This is a genomic window from Luteimonas sp. BLCC-B24 (assembly GCF_028550595.1).
Classification (GTDB): Bacteria; Pseudomonadota; Gammaproteobacteria; order Xanthomonadales; family Xanthomonadaceae; genus Luteimonas.
The window spans coordinates 1-16,796 of sequence record NZ_JAQQGN010000013.1; the positions used below are offsets into that span (position 1 = coordinate 1).

The 16,796-nt window shown below is 65.3% G+C and carries 15 protein-coding genes and 2 pseudogenes; 12 read left to right on the forward strand and 5 right to left on the reverse strand.

What is annotated here, in order from left to right; genetic code table 11:
• The first annotated feature begins 601 nt into the window (after positions 1–601).
• Positions 602–883, forward strand: a complete 282-nt coding sequence (locus PQS31_RS16755; protein WP_096009501.1) for a helix-turn-helix transcriptional regulator — start codon at positions 602–604, stop codon at positions 881–883.
• Between the two features lie 253 nt (positions 884–1,136).
• Here the strand turns inward: PQS31_RS16755 and PQS31_RS16760 are convergent, their stop codons facing one another.
• A complete protein-coding gene (locus PQS31_RS16760) occupies positions 1,137–1,259 on the reverse strand; it encodes a hypothetical protein (protein ID WP_272763990.1) in 123 nt (40 codons plus the stop codon).
• Between the two features lie 1,428 nt (positions 1,260–2,687).
• Entirely contained in the window at positions 2,688–3,119 is a 432-nt protein-coding gene (locus PQS31_RS16765) for a helix-turn-helix domain-containing protein (protein WP_024867893.1), read from the reverse strand.
• A 90-nt stretch (positions 3,120–3,209) separates the two neighbouring features.
• Here PQS31_RS16765 and PQS31_RS16770 point away from each other — a divergent pair, with 90 nt between their 5' ends.
• The 7 genes and pseudogenes from PQS31_RS16770 to PQS31_RS16800 form a co-directional block, all read left to right on the forward strand.
• A complete protein-coding gene (locus tag PQS31_RS16770) occupies positions 3,210–3,827 on the forward strand; it encodes a cation transporter (protein ID WP_024867892.1) in 618 nt (205 codons plus the stop codon).
• Positions 3,824–4,183, forward strand: a complete 360-nt coding sequence (locus PQS31_RS16775) for a hypothetical protein (protein ID WP_272763991.1) — start codon at positions 3,824–3,826, stop codon at positions 4,181–4,183. The genes PQS31_RS16770 and PQS31_RS16775 overlap by 4 nt, the downstream gene beginning before the upstream one ends.
• A 53-nt stretch (positions 4,184–4,236) precedes the next feature.
• A complete protein-coding gene (locus PQS31_RS16780) occupies positions 4,237–5,514 on the forward strand; it encodes a TolC family protein (protein WP_043689475.1) in 1,278 nt (425 codons plus the stop codon).
• Positions 5,511–6,476 carry an efflux RND transporter periplasmic adaptor subunit gene (locus PQS31_RS16785; RefSeq protein WP_336314360.1) on the forward strand — a complete coding sequence of 322 codons (966 nt, stop codon included), beginning with the start codon at positions 5,511–5,513 and terminating at the stop codon, positions 6,474–6,476. The genes PQS31_RS16780 and PQS31_RS16785 overlap by 4 nt, the downstream gene beginning before the upstream one ends.
• A gap of 10 nt (positions 6,477–6,486) precedes the next feature.
• Positions 6,487–9,669 (forward strand): CusA/CzcA family heavy metal efflux RND transporter, encoded by a 3,183-nt coding sequence (locus PQS31_RS16790; RefSeq protein WP_272763992.1) that lies wholly within the window; start codon positions 6,487–6,489, stop codon positions 9,667–9,669.
• Between the two features lie 265 nt (positions 9,670–9,934).
• Positions 9,935–11,090: pseudogene (locus tag PQS31_RS16795) on the forward strand (IS3 family transposase).
• 15 nt (positions 11,091–11,105) lie between these two features.
• Positions 11,106–11,380: pseudogene (locus PQS31_RS16800) on the forward strand (transposase); the annotation flags it as partial.
• 40 nt (positions 11,381–11,420) lie between these two features.
• Here the strand turns inward: PQS31_RS16800 and PQS31_RS16805 are convergent.
• Entirely contained in the window at positions 11,421–11,846 is a 426-nt protein-coding gene (locus PQS31_RS16805; protein WP_043766636.1) for a MerR family transcriptional regulator, read from the reverse strand.
• A 41-nt stretch (positions 11,847–11,887) separates the two neighbouring features.
• Between PQS31_RS16805 and PQS31_RS16810 the strand changes: the two genes are divergently transcribed.
• Genes PQS31_RS16810 through PQS31_RS16825 form a run of 4 tightly spaced genes read left to right on the forward strand, consistent with a single transcriptional unit; the run spans position 11,888 to position 14,039 of the window.
• On the forward strand, positions 11,888–12,244 hold the full coding sequence (locus PQS31_RS16810) for a mercuric transporter MerT family protein (protein ID WP_017355168.1): 357 nt from the start codon (positions 11,888–11,890) through the stop codon (positions 12,242–12,244).
• An 8-nt stretch (positions 12,245–12,252) separates the two neighbouring features.
• Positions 12,253–12,540: a heavy-metal-associated domain-containing protein gene (locus PQS31_RS16815; protein WP_028917132.1), complete on the forward strand. Its 288-nt coding sequence runs from the start codon at positions 12,253–12,255 to the stop codon at positions 12,538–12,540.
• Positions 12,533–12,745 (forward strand): GDCCVxC domain-containing (seleno)protein, encoded by a 213-nt coding sequence (locus tag PQS31_RS16820; RefSeq protein WP_083536958.1) that lies wholly within the window; start codon positions 12,533–12,535, stop codon positions 12,743–12,745. Before PQS31_RS16815 ends, PQS31_RS16820 begins: the two co-directional genes overlap by 8 nt.
• Before the next feature lie 16 nt (positions 12,746–12,761).
• Positions 12,762–14,039 (forward strand): hypothetical protein, encoded by a 1,278-nt coding sequence (locus PQS31_RS16825; protein WP_272763994.1) that lies wholly within the window; start codon positions 12,762–12,764, stop codon positions 14,037–14,039.
• A 35-nt stretch (positions 14,040–14,074) separates the two neighbouring features.
• On the opposite strand, the gene PQS31_RS16830 is transcribed toward PQS31_RS16825, so the two are convergent.
• Positions 14,075–15,040 (reverse strand): hypothetical protein, encoded by a 966-nt coding sequence (locus tag PQS31_RS16830; RefSeq protein WP_336314361.1) that lies wholly within the window; start codon positions 15,038–15,040, stop codon positions 14,075–14,077.
• A gap of 158 nt (positions 15,041–15,198) precedes the next feature.
• On the reverse strand, positions 15,199–16,056 hold the full coding sequence (locus PQS31_RS16835) for an HAD-IC family P-type ATPase (RefSeq protein ID WP_272763996.1): 858 nt from the start codon (positions 16,054–16,056) through the stop codon (positions 15,199–15,201).
• Positions 16,057–16,796: the final 740 nt, after the last annotated feature.

Here is a 16,796-nt window from a genome sequence, read left to right on the forward strand (position 1 = left end):
AACCCACCAACCCAAAGTACCCTTCAACCCCGGGCTCTCCCAGTAACTCGTGGTACGGCTACTGGGGGCAGGTCACGCGCACGCAACTAGCGCGGATGAGGAAGGAGAGAGAGTCGGTTGACGGTGAGCATCGGCCACGCAAGCCTCTCGTCATGATCCGGCAAACATACTCCTCCGCAACAGATCTGTCTACATGAATTTTGTGTAATCGGTGGCCATTCATAAATTTCAGTTTGCTTTCGCGGCTTCGTGACGACCTATGGGACCTAAGGCAATCTATCCTGATGACCACCGGTTACTCGTACGGTCCCTTCCGTGACAAGGGCGAGCTTGAGGCTCTCACACAGGTCGTCTTATCTGTCCTTTGGTGTCCCGGACCTTCGGAGGCTTGATTCGGTCGTACTGGATGGTCAAGGATTTCTCGAGGTGGTGAGAGAGATAGCTCAGGTGTCATCTCGACTGCCGGATTCACTAGATACAAGGGCATGTAGCTTCGCCGGGATGGAGGAAACAAAGACAAGCAAATGCACCTTAGTCGTACATGAATTTCATGTATTCGGTGTCTCCGCCATAGGTTCTTGGTCGCTCTCTAGGTGCGACCATGGCAGTCAAGACGATCTATTCAGCCGAGTACCGGCAACTCGTTGAGTGGCTCCGTACTTGCCGGGAGGAGGCGGAGCTCACTCAGACAGCGCTGGCCCGCCAGCTCGGTTGGCCACAGCAGCGTGTGTCCGCTGTTGAAGCTGGCGCACGCCGGCTCGACGTCATGGAGTTCCTGCATCTAACAGCCGGCCTTGGATTGTCTGCTGAAGCGGCTATGACGATAGCGATCGAAGTTTCCCAGTCTGTTCGATCGAAGACTGCATCTCCTGTTCGGCGGTAGAAGCCGTATGTACATGGCAATCTGCCTCGCGAACTGGCGCAGCGTCTGAGGGGCAGGTAGGGGAGGATCGCCGCTATGCATTCAGTCACCCCGTCCGCTTCTATACACAACGTGTCCAGCAACGCCAGTCGATCACTGCATGTATTCGCTGTGACGATCAAGCATGCGGATCGCGATCGGCCCGGGACAACCGGACCAAAGGTCGTGGCCTCCACCCCTCCATTGCGGTGGATAGCCCATAAGGCTACCGGCTCTATTCGCGATCTTTGTTCTGTAGGTGTGCCCAGAGAATCAGGCCGCCGCCGAACGCGCACACGCCGCCAACGATGAGGGCGACAAGCAGACCGAGTTGCAGAATCGCAGGCAGGTCGTTCATGGGAGCATGATGCCGGTCATTCTGCTCAAGGCATACCCTCGCAATTTGGGAAATCGGGGCGCGCCTGCGGGGGTGACTCTGAGTCACCAGGCCTGGCCGCGACACTAGAGTGTCAAGCGATGGTCTCAAGTCTTGAGACCATCAAGCGGCGCCGTGCGAGCTGTTGCTGGAGCCCGCCCATGTTTGCCCTGTTTGGACCACCCGCCACGTTCGCTGGCTATGCCGCTACCGATTCACCGCTGGTGTCGCTGCCGCTGGGCGCCGTGATCGCTCGGCTGGGGCTTCGTGACTAACAATTGGATCCTCGCCATCTGAGGATAGAAGGACTTGAAGGAATAGGGGCCTACGTCCGGAAACCGTCACAACGTCCGGGGTAGCTGGATCCTGGACGATGGGATACCGCCGCCTGGCGATGCCGGTGCGGGCCCGCGCGTTGGCATCAGCAGACGCATCGAGCACCCATGGCGCCGGCACGTGCCCGGCAATAATCATGTCGCCCGCACAAGGCCGGGAGCGCCGACAAAGGTCAAGAGAGGCACAGGGGCGAACTGATGCGCTTTGTCGCACATCATTGCTCGTAGGCGAGCCGAGTCAGCTGCTTTTTGGCCTTATCCAGATCCGGCTCGACAACGTCAATGTCGTCCCACGGTCGCTTCCGGAGGCGTGTGGATATCGAAGGAGAGGCCTCTGTTGATCTTCCCAATTCCTCCCACTGCAGCGGCGTGGCAGCTGGTGCGTCGGAGTGAACGCGCAGAGAGAATGACGCCGCTGCGGTAGCGCAAGGGATAGCGCGCCTTCAATCTGCAACATCGTATGCGATTGCTGCTGCCGCACCTTATGACCCGGCAATTTTCAAAGGGGTCAACGAAACTGAGGCTGGCACGCCTACCTTCCTGTCGCCCCATGGGCTGGTGATGGTCATAGGAGTTCGTGTCTCTTTGGAAATTTCGCCTGCGAGTGCTTGCGCGACGACGATGGCACCCAAGGTGCCCTCTAATACCTCGTGGTGTCGACCTTCCGCGAGTACCTAAAAACGGCCGGAAGGGTGCGTTCTGATTTCGACCATGATCGAACCGCCATAAAAGAGATGTTCCATCAAGGGTGCATGCCTGTTCACTGCCAATCCGTCAGGGCGAAAGCCGATGATCTGTGGGAATTCGCCTACCCTGATGTGAGTCCATCCTTCGCTGGATGCGAGCAAGCGCCATCGAGGCGGGCTGCTGTGATGTGTGCGTCCTGTCTCTTTCCGACGCCCCACGGGCTAAACACATCCCGCTCAGCAGGACTAGCAATCGGATCTTCGTAATTCCGAGGATAGAAGGATTCGAAAAGGCAGGGGATTAGGCGGCGTTATCGTGGCTAGCAGCCGACAAGTTCGCCTGCGCTGCGTGTTTTTGCGTCCGGCGGCCTCCAGATACCGTTCGAGGCTCATGAGCGGCACCCTGGTTCCGGACATGAAACCTGGGCGCTGCCCGGCCGGCGCAGTGCCCCCAGGATGGTGCACGTTCCGCGCTCGCCGCCGGCGCAGTCGGCAATGACCCGTTCCAGTTCCGACGCCATACGCTGCAACTCTGCGATGCGCCCCTGGATATCGGCCAGATGGGTGCGGGCCATGGCGTCGACGTCGCGGCACGACATGGTGGGGTCGTCGTCCAGGCGCAGCAGGCTGCGGATCTCCTCCAGGCTGAAGCCCAGCTCGCGCCCTCGGCTGATGAAGCGCAGCCGGTCGACATCGGCGGGGGTGTAGGAGCGATAGCCGCTGTGCGTGCGCTTGGGCGGCGACACCAGGCCCGAGCGCTCGTAGTAGCGGATGGTCTCCAGGTGGCAGCCACTGGCGGCGGCCGCTTCGCTGATCTTCACGTGCTTGACTCCGTAGCTACTACAGACTTTATCCTTCGCCGCATTCCGCCGCCACCCTGGCCGGGTGGCATCTGTTCGACGAGGACCCCGATGAGCGATTGCGGCTGCCACCATGAGGCAAAGAACGCACAGGAGCGGCGCGTACTGCGCATCGCCCTGGTGCTCAACGCCGCCATGGCGGTGATCGGCGGCCTTGCCGGCTGGATCGCCCAGTCGACCGGCCTGCTGGCCGACGCCCTGGACATGCTGTCCGACGCCACCGCCTACGCGATCGGCCTGGTGGCCATTGGGCGCACCGCCCGCTTCAAGGCGAACGCGGCCTGGCTCAGTGGCAGCGTGCTGCTCGTGCTCGGTATCGGCGTGCTGGTGGAGGTGGGCCGGCGCGTCGTCTATGGCGCCGAGCCGCTCAGCGGCTGGATGATCGGCACCGCGCTGCTGTCGCTTGCGGTCAACGTCACCGTCCTGCGCCTGCTTGCCCCGCTGAAGGCGGGCGAGGTCCACCTGCGTGCCACCTGGCTGTTCACCCGCGCCGACGTGGTGGCCAACATCGGCGTCATCCTGGCCGGTGTATTGGTACTCTGGCTCGCCACCCCGTACCCGGATTACGTCATCGGCACCCTGATCGGCCTGTACGTGATCAAGGAAGCCATCGAGATCCTCGGCGATGCCCGCCGTGCCCGCGCCGAATCGAAATCGCCCTCTGCATGACCTCGCGCCGTCCCCCGCTGTCCCTCTGTCGCTGGCTGATGCTGGCGGCATTGGCGTTGAGCGTGGTCCTGCAGCCGGTGCTGGGCTCGGTGAGCGAATTGCACGAGCTGTCGCACGGCGCCGCGAGCGTGCACGACATCAGCGAAACCGGAGCGCCCGATGAAGAGGGCAATGCCGCCGGCACGCTGCACGTCATGCACCACTTGGCTCACTGCAGCGGGCATGTGGTGCCTACACCCGCTGCACCGCTGGTGCTGCCCCGGATCAGTCACAGCGAACCCACGAACCTGACGGACTCGCGCCTTGTGCCTAGCGGGCGATGGCTCGCCCCCTTCCGACCTCCGATCTCGGCCTGACGCCCCACCGGCGCTGATGCCGGCTTCTGGCCCTTTCCGATTGGAGTGTTTCCATGTCTGTGCGACTTGCGGCGTTCGCCGCACTGGTCGCCGTGTCCGCCATTGCATGGCCGGCGAACGCGGCTGATCGACTCTCCCTGGACGACGCATTTGCGCGCGTCGCCGAATCCCATCCCGATCTGCGCCTGCTCGGGGCGCGACACAACGTGCTCGCCGCCGAACTGGGCCGCGCAACCCTGCGCCCCCCACTGGTCGCCGGCGCCAGCGTCGAGAACGCTTTCGGCACCGGCGAGGCGAGTGGCCTGAGCGGCGCGGAGCTGACCCTGACCCTGGCGTCGGTGCTGGAGCGTGGCGGCAAGCTCGATGCGCGTCGCACGCTGGCGCAAAGTCGCATCGATGCCCTGGCGGTCGAGCGCGAGGCCCGGCGCCTCGACCTGCTGGCGGAAGTCGCGCGTCGCTACTTGGCGATGGTCGCCGCGCAACGCCAGCGCGAGATCGCCGAGCTCGACATTGCCCAGCGGCAACGTACCGTCGCCGGAGCGCGGCAACGGCTGCAGGCCGGCGCTTCGCCCGAGTCGGTCGTGCTGACCGCGCAGGCGGCCCTGGCCCGAGCGGAGTTGGATCGTGCCCGTGCCGAGCAACGCCATGCGGCGGCGCGGCAGCACCTGGCCGCCCTGTGGGGCGAGCGATCACCCACCTTCGACGCGGTGGCTGGCGACCCGACGGTCCTGCCCGAGGTGCCTGCGTTTGCCACCCTGGCGAGCTTGCTGGAACAGACGCCCGAGCTTGCGCAGTTCGTCGGTGAGCGCCGTATCCGTGAGGCGCGCCTGCAACTCGCGCGTGCCGATGCCAAGGCGGATCTGGATTGGGAAGTCGGCATCCGCAGGTTGCAGTCAACAGACGACTTGGCCCTCGTGGGCAGTGTGTCGATGCCGCTGGGCGCGAGTCGCCGCGCGCAGCCGGAGATCCGCGTGGCCGAGGCCGAACTCACCGCGCTGGAGATCGAACGCGAGTCCAAGGGGCTGTCGCTGTATTCGACACTGGCCGAAGCGCACGGGCGCTACCTCACGGCGCAGGTGGAGCTGGATCGGCTGCGCACCGACGTGATGCCCAAGCTCGCCAGGGCCGAAGCGGCGGCCGAGCGCGCCTACCGCGCCGGGGCCATCAGCTACCTGGAATGGGCGCAGTTGCAGTCCGAACGCACCGCCGCGCGCAAACAACAACTCGACGCCGCGTTTGAAGCCCAGCGCGCCCTTATCGAAATCCAACGCCTGACCGGAGCGCCTTTCGTGGCGGCACCGACACGGGCGACGCAAGGAGACACCCCATGAAGTGGATGCACCGGATCAGCGCGCTGACGCTGGCTGTCCTGTTGGGCGCTTGTGGCGGCGCCAAGCCCGCGGGTGAGCCCGGCCATGAAGACGAATCGCAGGCCGAAGCGGGCGGCCACGAAGAGGAAGGTCACGAAGAGGCGATGGATCGCACCACCATCGCCGCGAAGGTGGCGCAGGACGCCGGCATTCGCGTTGCACCGGCTGCCGCCGGGGTGATCGCCGACGAGCACGAAGTCCAGGGATTGCTCACGCCCGTCGAAGGCCGCGTCGCCGAGGTCATGGCGCGCTTTCCCGGCCCGATCCGTACGCTGCGCGCCAACGTGGGCGACCGCGTGCGGGCCGGGCAGCCGCTGGCCACGATCGAGAGCAACCTGAGCCTCACCACCTACACCGTGCCTGCGCCGATTTCCGGCGTGGTCCTCGCGCGCAACGCGTCGATCGGCACGGTCGCCGGCGAGGGCGCGGCGCTGTACGAGATCGCGGACCTGTCGGAGCTGTGGGTGGACCTGCACATCTTCGGCGCGGACGCACAGCACATCACCGCCGGCGTACCGGTGTTGGTTACCCGCATGAGCGATGGCGTCACCGCCGAAACCACGCTCGAACGCGTGCTGCCGGGAACCGCCACCGCGAGCCAGAGCACCGTGGCGCGTGCCACGATCCGCAACCTCGACGGCCTGTGGCGGCCGGGTTCCGCGGTAAAGGCGCGGGTGACGGTCGATCACCAGCCCGTTAACCTCGTGGTCCCGCTCGGCGCGCTGCAGACCGCCGGCGAGGACGATGTGGTGTACGTGCGCCGGGGCGACACCTACGTCACGCGCCCGGTGCGGGGCGGGCGCCGCGACGCACAGCGCGTCGAGATCGTGTCCGGCCTGAAGGCCGGCGAGCAGGTCGTGGTCGAGCAGAGCTTCCTCGTCAAGGCGGACATCGAGAAATCGACCGCCGAGCACGAGCACTGAGGTCGCCGCCATGCTCGAAAAAATCATCCGATTCGCCATCGCGCATCGGTGGCTGATGTTGCTGCTCACGCTCGCCCTGGTCGGGCTGGGCGTGTGGAGCTTCACGAAGCTGCCGATCGATGCCACGCCGGACATCACCAATGTCCAGGTGCAGATCAATACCGAGACGCCGGGCTACTCGCCGCTGGAGGCCGAGCAGCGCGTCACTTTCCCCATCGAGACGGCGCTGGCCGGCCTGCCGCGCCTGGACTACACCCGATCGCTGTCCCGCTATGGCCTGTCGCAGGTGACCGTCATCTTCGAGGACGGCACCGACATCTACTTCGCCCGCCAACAGGTATCCGAACGCCTGCAGCAGGTGAAGTCGCAGCTGCCGGAAGGATTGGACCCGGACATGGGGCCCATCGCCACCGGCATGGGCGAGATCTTCATGTACACCGTCGACGCCGATCCGACGGCGCGCAAGCGGGACGGCACACCGTATACGGCCACCGACCTGCGCACCCTGCAGGATTGGGTGGTGCGTCCGCAGATGCGCAATACGCCGGGCGTTACCGAGGTCAACACCATCGGTGGCTTCGAACGGCAGATCCACATCACGCCGGATCCGGCCAAACTGGTGGCGCTGGGCTTCACCCTGCATGACGTGGTCACGGCGATCGCGGCCAACAACCAGAACGTCGCCGCCGGCTACATCGAGCGCAACGGCCAGCAGTTCCTCGTTCGCGTACCGGGCCAGGTTGCCGATCTCGATGCCATCCGTGAGATCGTGCTGGACCGGCGCGAAGGCGTGCCGATCCGGGTACGCGACGTGGCGCTCGTGGGCGAAGGACCGGAACTGCGTACGGGTGCCGCGACACAGAACGGCCGCGAGGTGGTCATCGGCACCGTTGTGATGCTGGTGGGCGCCAACAGCCGGGAGGTATCGCAGGCCTCCGCGGCGAAGCTCGAAACGGCAAACGCGAGCCTGCCTGAGGGCGTCACGGCCCGTCCAGTCTACGACCGCACCGCACTGGTCGACCGCACGATCCACACCGTCGCCAAGAACCTCATCGAGGGCGCGATCCTCGTCGTCGTCGTGCTGTTCCTGCTGCTGGGGAACGTCCGCGCTTCATTGGTCACGGCGGCGGTGATTCCGCTGGCGATGCTGTTCACCGTTATCGGCATGGTGCGCGGCGGCGTGTCGGGCAACCTGATGAGCCTGGGCGCGCTCGATTTCGGACTCATCGTCGACGGCGCCGTGATCATCATCGAGAACTGCCTGCGCCGCTTCGGCGAGGCGCAGCACGCCCTCGGCCGCACCATGACGCGGGAGGAACGCTTCGACCTGACCGCGGTCGCGACGGCCGAAGTCATCCGTCCCAGCCTGTTCGGCGTCGGCATCATCACCGCCGTGTACCTGCCCATCTTTGCGCTGAGCGGCATCGAAGGAAAGATGTTCCACCCGATGGCGATCACCGTGGTGCTTGCGCTGACCGGTGCGATGCTGCTCTCGCTCACCTTCGTGCCGGCGGCCGTCGCCACCTTCCTGGGCGGCCGCGTCGAGGAGAAGGAAAACCGTCTGATGGCATGGACCAAACGCCGCTATGCACCGATGCTGGCCTGGTCGTTGAAGCGTCGGGGCTGGGTGCTAACTGGCGCTGCCGCCTTGGTAGTGCTGTGCAGCTTGCTTGCTACCCGTCTGGGCACCGAGTTCATTCCGAACCTGGACGAAGGCGACATCACGGTGCAGGCGCTGCGCATTCCCGGCACCAGCCTGACCCAGTCGGTAGCCATGCAGGAAACACTGGAGAAGACGCTGGCAGGCTTCCCGGAAGTGGAACGCGTGTTCGCCAAGATCGGCACTGCCGAAGTGGCCAGCGACCCCATGCCGCCGTCGATTTCAGACACCTTCGTGATGCTCAAGCCGCGTGAGGACTGGCCCGACCCACGCAAGCCGAAGGACGAGTTGCTGGAGGAGATGGAAGCGGCGATCACCAGGCTGCCCGGCAACAACTACGAGCTGACCCAGCCCATCCAGATGCGCACCAACGAGCTGATTTCCGGCGTGCGTGCGGACGTGGCGGTCAAGATCTATGGCGACGACCTCGACCAGCTGGTCCGCACGGCGGCGCAGGTGCAGCGAGTGATGGCGGCCGTGCCCGGTGCGGCCGACGTCAAGACCGAACAAGTCGCCGGCTTGCCGCTGCTGACCGTGGTGCCGGATCGCCAGGCGCTCGTGCGTTACGGGCTCAACCCAGGCGACGTGCAGGACACGGTGGCCACGGCCGTAGGCGGCGAGGTGGCCGGCCAGTTGTTCGACGGCGATCGGCGCTTCGATCTGGTCGTACGCCTGCCCGAAGGTGTGCGCCAGGACCCGGCCGCACTCGCCGATCTGCCGATCCCGCTGGGCAGCAACGGCGAGGCCGACGAATCGAGCCGGCCGGCAAGCTGGGTGGGCGATGCGCCACGCACGGTGCCGTTGCGGGAAGTGGCGCGCATCGAGTCCACGCTTGGCCCCAACCAGATCAACCGCGAGAACGGCAAGCGCCGCGTGGTCGTCACGGCCAATGTGCGCGACCGCGACCTCGGTGGCTTCGTCAACGAACTGCAATCGGCGATCGAAGCGAAGGTCCGGGTACCCACTGGCTACTGGATCGAATACGGCGGCACGTTCGAGCAACTGATCTCCGCGAGCCGGCGCCTGGCGATCGTGGTCCCGGTGACGCTGGTGATCATCTTCGGCCTGTTGTTCATGGCCTTCGGTTCGGCGAAGGATGCGGCCATCGTGTTCAGTGGCGTGCCGCTGGCGTTGACCGGCGGCGTAATCGCACTGGCATTGCGCGGCATTCCGCTGTCGATCTCCGCTGGCGTCGGCTTCATCGCGTTGTCGGGCGTTGCCGTGCTGAACGGCCTGGTGATGATCGCGTTCATCCGAAAGCTCCGTGAGCAAGGCGATTTTCTCGACAATGCGATCGTGGATGGGGCGCTGGGTCGCTTGCGCCCGGTGCTGATGACGGCGCTGGTGGCCTCGCTCGGTTTCCTGCCGATGGCGCTCAACGTAGGCGCAGGTTCGGAAGTGCAGCGCCCGCTGGCGACGGTCGTGATCGGCGGCATCGTGTCCTCGACATTGCTGACGCTGCTCGTGCTGCCGGCGTTGTATCGCTGGCTGCATCGGCAGGCGGAGGGTTCACCGCGGGCTGCGAACGCTTGATCGAAACTTCATGCAGGCTGCGGCCACTTAGGAGCACAAGACATGGGTGCAGGACACGATCACGGGCTGGGCGAAGTCCAGCATGAGAAACCGTTGTGGTGGGCCTTCGGACTCACCGCCGCCTTCCTGGTCGCCGAGGTGGTGGGTGGCCTCGTCACCAACAGCTTGGCGCTGCTGTCCGACGCGGCTCACATGGCCACCGAGGGTTCACCCCCGTTTTCACGGACACTTACGAGAAGGCCGATCGAGGCCATGAGGAGTGTTCATGTCGAAGCGAAGGAAGTTCAGTGCAGAGTTCAAGCGTGGCGCGGTTGAGCAGGCGAGCCAGCCGGGCGTCAGCTGCGCTCAGGTGGCACGGGAGCTGGGGATCCGGGACACGCTGCTGACCCGCTGGAAGCGAGAGGCCCAGAGCCAAGGCAAGGTGGCCTTCGGCGGCACCGGCACGCCCCGGGATGAGGAACTCGCCCGCCTGAAGCGCGAGCTGGCCCGGGTGAAGAAGGAGCGGGATTTTTTAAGAGAAGCGGCGACGTTCTTTGCCAAGGGATCGTCCTGAGGTATCAGGCGATCGAACGTTGCCGCGATGAGTTCCCGGTTCGGCTGATGTGCCGCTGCCTGCGGGTCTCGGCCAGTGGTTACTACGACTGGAGCAAGCGCCTGCCAAGCACCCGCCAGCTCGACAACGAGCGCTTGCTCGACCGCATCCGTGAGCTGCATGAAGACAGCCGGGGCACGCTGGGCGCCGGTCGGATGCAGGAAGATCTGGCCGATGCCGGCGAACCCGTCAGCCTGAACCGGGTGGCGCGCCTGATGGCTGAAGATGGCCTGCAGGGCTGGCCGCGGCCGAAGCGGCGTGGGCAGCGTGGCCGGCCCGCGCTGACGCCGCCGGGCGTGCGCAACCTGCTCGAACGGGACTTCACTGCGCTGGAGCCGGAGACCAAGTGGGTCACCGACATCACCGAACTCAAGACCGGCAGGGCAAGCTGTGCCTGTGCATCGTGCTGGACCTGTTCGACCAGCGCGTGGTGGGCTGGTCGATGCACCATCGGCAGGATCGGCAGATGGTGATCCGGGCCGTGCAGATGGCGGTCTGGCAGCGTCAGGGCAGCGACCCGGTGATCCTGCATTCCGATCGCGGCAGCCAGTTCCGGAGCGGCGACTACCAGCGTTACCTGGCGGCCAACGAACTGGTGTGCTCGATGAGCGCGGTGGGCCATTGCGGTGACAACGCGGCGTGCGAAGGCTTCTTCGGCCTGCTCAAGCGCGAGCGGGTCCACCGCATGACGTATCCGACACCCGATGCCGCCAGGGCTGATGTGTTCGAATACATCGAGCGGTTCCACAACCCGAGGATGCGGCGCAGGGTGGCCAGGAAAGACCGGAAGCTGTCAGCTCTTTTACAGCCGTCCGTGATTTCGGGGTAGAACCCCGCGGTACGGATGGTGCTGGAGCATCAGGGCGAGCACGGATCGCAGTGGGCGGCGATTGTCTCGATCGCAGGCAAGGTAGGGTGCACGCCCGAGTCGCTGCGTCGCTGGGTCCGTCAGGCCGAGCGTGACCGCGGCTTGCGCAGCGGGCCGACTACCGACGAGCAGGCGCGGATAAAGGCGTTGGAGCGGGAAGTACGCGAGCTGCGCCAGGCCAACGAGATCCTGCGCAAGGCGTCAGCGTATTTTGCCCAGGCGGAGCTCGACCGCCGGTTCAAGCCATGAGAGGGTCGGCAGGGATTCGTGTAAAAACGGGCCGAAAGTGAGCTAACTGCCTGTCGCAGCTGGCTTTCTTGGCCGCTCCAGAAAATCGAGGGTTGGGCAGCACTCTCCCGCCGGCACTTGGGCGCACCGCGCTATCTTCTGTTCGAGATCCCTCTCCAGCTGTCGCAGCTCGCGGATTCGTAGACGGACATCGACGAGCTTTCGCTCGGTCAGCTGACGGGTCTGCTCGCAAGAACGTTCGCCTGTGATCTCTAGCAGGCCAGCGATCTCGTCGAGGCTGAATCCCATCATCTGAGCGCGCCGGATGAACTGAAGCCGATTGACATCGTTTTCGTCGTAACGACGCACGCCTCCTATGGGTCGCTCGGGTTGACGCAGCAGCCTACGTCGCTGGTAGTAGCGCACGGTTTCGACGTGCACATCGGCCGCCGCCGCCAGCCGGCTGATCGTAAACGTGTTCGGACGCACGGCTTGACTCCGTACCTAGGTACAGAGGCTAGTATACTCTGATGCAAACAACCCCGGCCAAATCGTCTGTTCCAGCCATCGTTGGCGCGAGCATCGCCGCCATTGGCGCATCGGTCTGCTGCGTCGTGCCGCTGGTGCTGGTCCTGCTGGGCATCAGTGGCGCCTGGATCGGCACCCTGACAGCTCTCGATCCCTTGAGGCCCTGGTTCAGCGCCGCCGCCGTACTGTCCTTGGCCGTGGCGTTTTGGATGCTGTATCGACCGGCGGCACGGTGCGGTGTGGATGGCAGTTGCATCGCCCCGGACGCTCTGCGACGCAGGCGACGTTGGCTCTGGTTGGCGACAGCCCTCATCGTCCTGTTGCTGCTGTTTCCCTATTACATCGTCTGGATTCTGTAGGAGGCGCGATGCACAAGTGGATACTGGCCCTGGTGGCTGCTCTGTCGGTCGGTGCCGCTCTTGCGACGCCCGCAACCGTAGTGATGCTCGATGCTGAGAACATGACCTGTCCCGCCTGCGGCATCACCATCAGGAAGGCGCTGGAGAAGGTGCCGGGCGTGGCCGATGTGAAGGTGGACACCCGGGCTGAAACAGTCACGGTGACGTTCGAATCGAGCCAGACCGATGCAGCCGGAATCGCGCGTGCAGTCACGGAAGCAGGCTTCCCGGCCAAGGTGCGGACTCGCGGTGAGTGACGTCAAGCTGGAAAGCGTCTTGACCTGCCCGGAGTGCGGCCATCGGGCGACCGAGACAATGCCCATCACAGCGTGTCAATTCTTCTATGAGTGCACGGGCTGTGGAGCGGTTTTGCGTCCGCATCAAGGCGACTGCTGTGTGTTCTGCTCGTTCGGAACAGTGCCATGTCCACCGATCCAACAGAACAATCCCTGTTGTGGTTGAACCGCGGACTCCGATAATGGTTGGACAGACAGGCTGCGAGATCGACTGTGCCACCCTGGAAAGCGCGCCGCTCAACCAGCGGTGTGCATGCGAAGTGGTCGACATCCTCCGTCTGCACGAGTCGATCCGGGGTGCCTTTCCGGAGTTCACGACTGATCCCGCCGTACACGCGCACTTATTTTCACCCTATGCCTTGTTCGTTGATCGGCCCGCGTTGGAGGCCATGGGACGAGTCGCGGCGGCGGTCTTCGACGTCGCAGGAAACCCGGGATATAGCCAACGGGTCCTGCAATGGGCCCCTGACATTGCAACCCATGATCCGGGTTCTGCGGGGGGCGTCCTGGGTCTGGACTTTCACCTGACGGTCGATGGGCCGCGGCTGATCGAGGTCAACACCAATCCAGGCGGTCTGCTCCTCAATGCCTTGTTGCTCGATGCCGTGCGGTCTTGCGCGCCGCCAGCATGGGCCACCTGGACCAACGCGGCCCAAGCGCGTGATGCGGCCGTCACGGCCTGGATGGAGGATGCTCGGCAGCAATCCGGGCGCACGCCGTCGCGCCTGGCCATCGTGGACAGCACTCCGCGAGCGCAGTTCCTTTACCCCGAGTTTGAGCTGTACGCGAACGCGTTTCGGGACCATGGCGTGGACTGCGTGATCAGCGCTCCCGAGGATTTGTCATTTGGTTCGGACGGGCTTGAGGATGCCCACGGTCGAATCGACACTGTCTACAACCGGTTGACCGATTTCGCGCTCGAGGATGCCTCGCATGCAGACATTCGTGAGGCTTACCTGGCAGGGGACGTCGCGCTGATGCCGCATCCCCGAGCACACGCGCTGTTTGCCGACAAGCGCAACCTTGCGGTGCTCGGGGACCCGGCTCTTCTCGGCGGGTTCGGGGTCGATGCGGGTTCGACGGCACTGCTGGGCCAGGTGATCCCGCCCACGGTCGAACTCGTGCCCGCGAACCGGGATGCGTTGTGGGCAGCGCGCAACGGCTACTTCTTCAAGCCTGCAGCAGGGTTCGGCAGCCGTGGCAGCTATCGGGGCGACAAGCTCACCCGGCGAACGTGGGAGTCGATGGCGTCGGCGACCTACATCGCACAGGCCTTCGCGCCACCGAGCATGCGGATCGTGCATGGGGGCCAGTCCCTCAAGGCGGACGTGCGCTGCTTCGCGTCCGAGGCGGGTGTGCTGTTGTTCGCGGCCCGGCTTTATCAGGGCCAGACTACGAACATGCGCACCCCAGGTGGTGGATTCGCAGCGGTGCTCACGACGCCACTGATCGGCGAGTAATCCTGGCTGGGGCCGCCCTGGCGGTATGCCGTGGACTACAGCCAGGCCAATGCTGATTCGGCCAGCTCGCGTTCCTCATCGATCGCGACGTTCCAGATGGCCGGCCCGCTCGCGGCATCGATCCGCGTGGCCCCAGCATCGTTGTCGTCAGGTGCCAGCGCCAGGCCAAGCCAGCCCAAGCGCGCGATGATCCGCGCCCGCAGACCCGGCGCGCGGTGGCCGATGCCGCCGGAAAAGACGACATGGTCGAGTCCGCCGATTCCCGTGGCCATGGCCGCGATGGACTGCGCGATCCGGACTGCGAAGAGGTCCACGGCAAGCTGGGCCTGCGGGCCAGGATCGGCAAGCAGCACGCGCATATCGCCGTGCCCGGCGATGCCGGCAAGACCTGCAGTGCGGGACAAACCATCTTCAATCGCTTGCGCGTCCAGCCGTTCGTGCCTGAGCAGGTACAGCAACGCACCGGGATCGAGATTCCCGGAGCGGGTAGGGCTCGGGATTCCCCCCAGCGGAGTGAGCGCCATGGTGGTGTCGCGGCTCCGACCGTCCTCGACGGCGCAGACGCTGCAACCACCCCCCCCAGATGCGCGAAGACGGCGCGGCTCCGCAGGATTCCGGCGTCCTGGCTGGCCACGACTCGCAGTGCAGAGGCGAAGGCGAGTCCGTGGAAACCGTAGCGGCGGACGCCCAGCGCATCCCATGCTTCGGGGATGGGCAGGCGCTGGCTCCAGGGTGCGAGTGTCACGTGGAAGTCCGTGTCGAAGGCCACGCCCTGGCGGGCTTGCGGCCAACGCAGGCGCGCGGCACGCGCGAACGCGAGGGCGACCGGCTGGTGCAAGGGTGCGAATGGCACCAAGGCATCCAGTTTCGCAAGTACATCTTCGTCGAGCTCGCTGGCGTTGCGCAGGTCGCCGCCATGTACGATTCGGTGGCCACCACGTCGGGGCCGGGCGCCGGTATCGACAATATTTCGAGCAGGGTGGCAAGTCGCTCTTGCGCATCCGCGCCGACGGCAATCTCGGCCCGGGAGCGCTCCACGACGCGTGGCTGCGCGCCTGGCCCCTCAGCGTGCAACAGATAGCACGCGCCCTTGAGGGTGGACGAGCCAACGTTGAGTGCCAGAAGCCGGCGCGTGGTCATAGGTGTCGCCAGTTCATGTTCATGGGGACCGTACCGCCCGGCGCAACAGCTGCGCATTGATCGCCACCACGATGGTGCTCAGCGACATGAGCACTGCACCAAGCGCGGGTTGCAGCATGACCCCCCATGCAGCGAGAACGCCGGCAGCGAGCGGGATGGCGACGATGTTGTACCCGGCGGCCCACCACAGGTTCTGGATCATCTTGCGATAGGTCGCCTTGCTCAATGCAATGATCGCAGGGACGTCGCGCGGGTCGCTGCGCACAAGTACGACGTCGCCAGCCTCGACCGCGACATCCGTCCCTGTGCCGATGGCGATGCCGACGTCGGCTGTGAGCAGCGCCGGCGCGTCATTGACGCCGTCGCCCACCATCGCGACGCGCTTCCCTTGGGCCTGCAGTTCCTCGATCTTTGCCACCTTGTCCTCTGGCAGGACCTCGGCGAAGACGGTGTCGATATTGAGCTCCTTCCCGACCGCATTGCCGACTGCGGTGGAATCACCAGTCAGCAGCACAACCTCCAGTCCGTTGTCGTGCAGACGCTTGACCGCATCGAACGATTCGGGACGGATGGCGTCAGCGATCGCGAACACGGCGAGCACCCGGTCGCCTTCCACCAGGTAGGTTGCAGATTGACCATCGGCTGCCGCTGATTCGGCAGCCCGCCGAAGCGTCTCCGGCGGTTCGACCGCGAGCATTCTCAACAGACCCGGCCCGCCAACGTGGAGCGAGCGCTCCTCGACGACTGCGCGCACGCCGCGTCCCGGCATGGACTCGAAGTCCTGCGACATCGGAACGTCGATGCCATGTTCCTTGGCGCTGGTCATCAGCGCCTGCGCGATCGGATGTTCAGCGTCGCGCTGGACCGACGCGGCCACGCGAAGCTGTTGGCGCGCACTTAAAACTGACCCAGGCTGCGCGCCAACACCATAGGGCGCCTGCGAGCAGGCAGGACATCAGGTGCCGGAGCGCGTGCCTGGGGTGGAGCAGGGGACGAGGGTGCAGGCGCCTGGCCTGCAAACGCTTGAACGGGGATGCCATGTCAGTGTCCTTGGGCCGACGCGACGCAGGTCGCTCGGACGGGGGCAGGAGCACATGCCGTGATGCAGCACGGCACGAACGCAGAGCACTGCGCCGCACAGGAGGTGCGGGGCAGTCAGCGTTCGGGCATCAAATCAGCAGGAGGGCCGCTGGATGGGCAGTTGGTCGGTGCCAAGCGGGTCTGGGGGGCGAGTCGACCCAGGGGGACGTGGCCACCTGGGAGCCATTCGCGACATCAGCCACCGCGAACCAGGGGTGCCAGGCGCCGGCGAGCAGCGGCGGGACCGGAGGGATGCGCCCACTGTCCGCCGAGATGTCACCTTCGGTGCAGTGTGCGTCGCACAGCGCCTTGCTCGCCGAGGGGAGCAAGGCATCGCAGTCGTGGCCGTGGTTGTGTCGGGCGTCGCTGGCGGCAGTAACGAGTGCGGCCGGCGAACCTGGGAGATCCAGGCACTCGCCATGTCCGGCTAACGCGAACTGGGACCAGAGCAGCGCCGCCATCGCGAGGAGGACGGTGCGCTGGAACCATTTCCGGTGGCGAAGGCGGGCCATGACGGGAGCTTAGCTCTTGCCGGGG

Excerpts from the sequence above, each read along its gene's own strand:
- PQS31_RS16755 (WP_096009501.1), top strand. The coding sequence starts at position 602 with ATGGCAGTCAAGACGATCTATTCAGCCGAGTACCGGCAACTCGTTGAG.
- PQS31_RS16760 (WP_272763990.1), bottom strand. The coding sequence starts at position 1,259 with ATGAACGACCTGCCTGCGATTCTGCAACTCGGTCTGCTTGTCGCCCTC.
- PQS31_RS16770 (WP_024867892.1), top strand. The coding sequence starts at position 3,210 with ATGAGCGATTGCGGCTGCCACCATGAGGCAAAGAACGCACAGGAGCGG.
- PQS31_RS16775 (WP_272763991.1), top strand. The coding sequence starts at position 3,824 with ATGACCTCGCGCCGTCCCCCGCTGTCCCTCTGTCGCTGGCTGATGCTG.
- PQS31_RS16780 (WP_043689475.1), top strand. The coding sequence starts at position 4,237 with ATGTCTGTGCGACTTGCGGCGTTCGCCGCACTGGTCGCCGTGTCCGCC.
- PQS31_RS16785 (WP_336314360.1), top strand. The coding sequence starts at position 5,511 with ATGAAGTGGATGCACCGGATCAGCGCGCTGACGCTGGCTGTCCTGTTG.
- PQS31_RS16790 (WP_272763992.1), top strand. The coding sequence starts at position 6,487 with ATGCTCGAAAAAATCATCCGATTCGCCATCGCGCATCGGTGGCTGATG.
- PQS31_RS16810 (WP_017355168.1), top strand. The coding sequence starts at position 11,888 with ATGCAAACAACCCCGGCCAAATCGTCTGTTCCAGCCATCGTTGGCGCG.
- PQS31_RS16815 (WP_028917132.1), top strand. The coding sequence starts at position 12,253 with ATGCACAAGTGGATACTGGCCCTGGTGGCTGCTCTGTCGGTCGGTGCC.
- PQS31_RS16825 (WP_272763994.1), top strand. The coding sequence starts at position 12,762 with ATGGTTGGACAGACAGGCTGCGAGATCGACTGTGCCACCCTGGAAAGC.
- PQS31_RS16830 (WP_336314361.1), bottom strand. The coding sequence starts at position 15,040 with ATGCGCAAGAGCGACTTGCCACCCTGCTCGAAATATTGTCGATACCGG.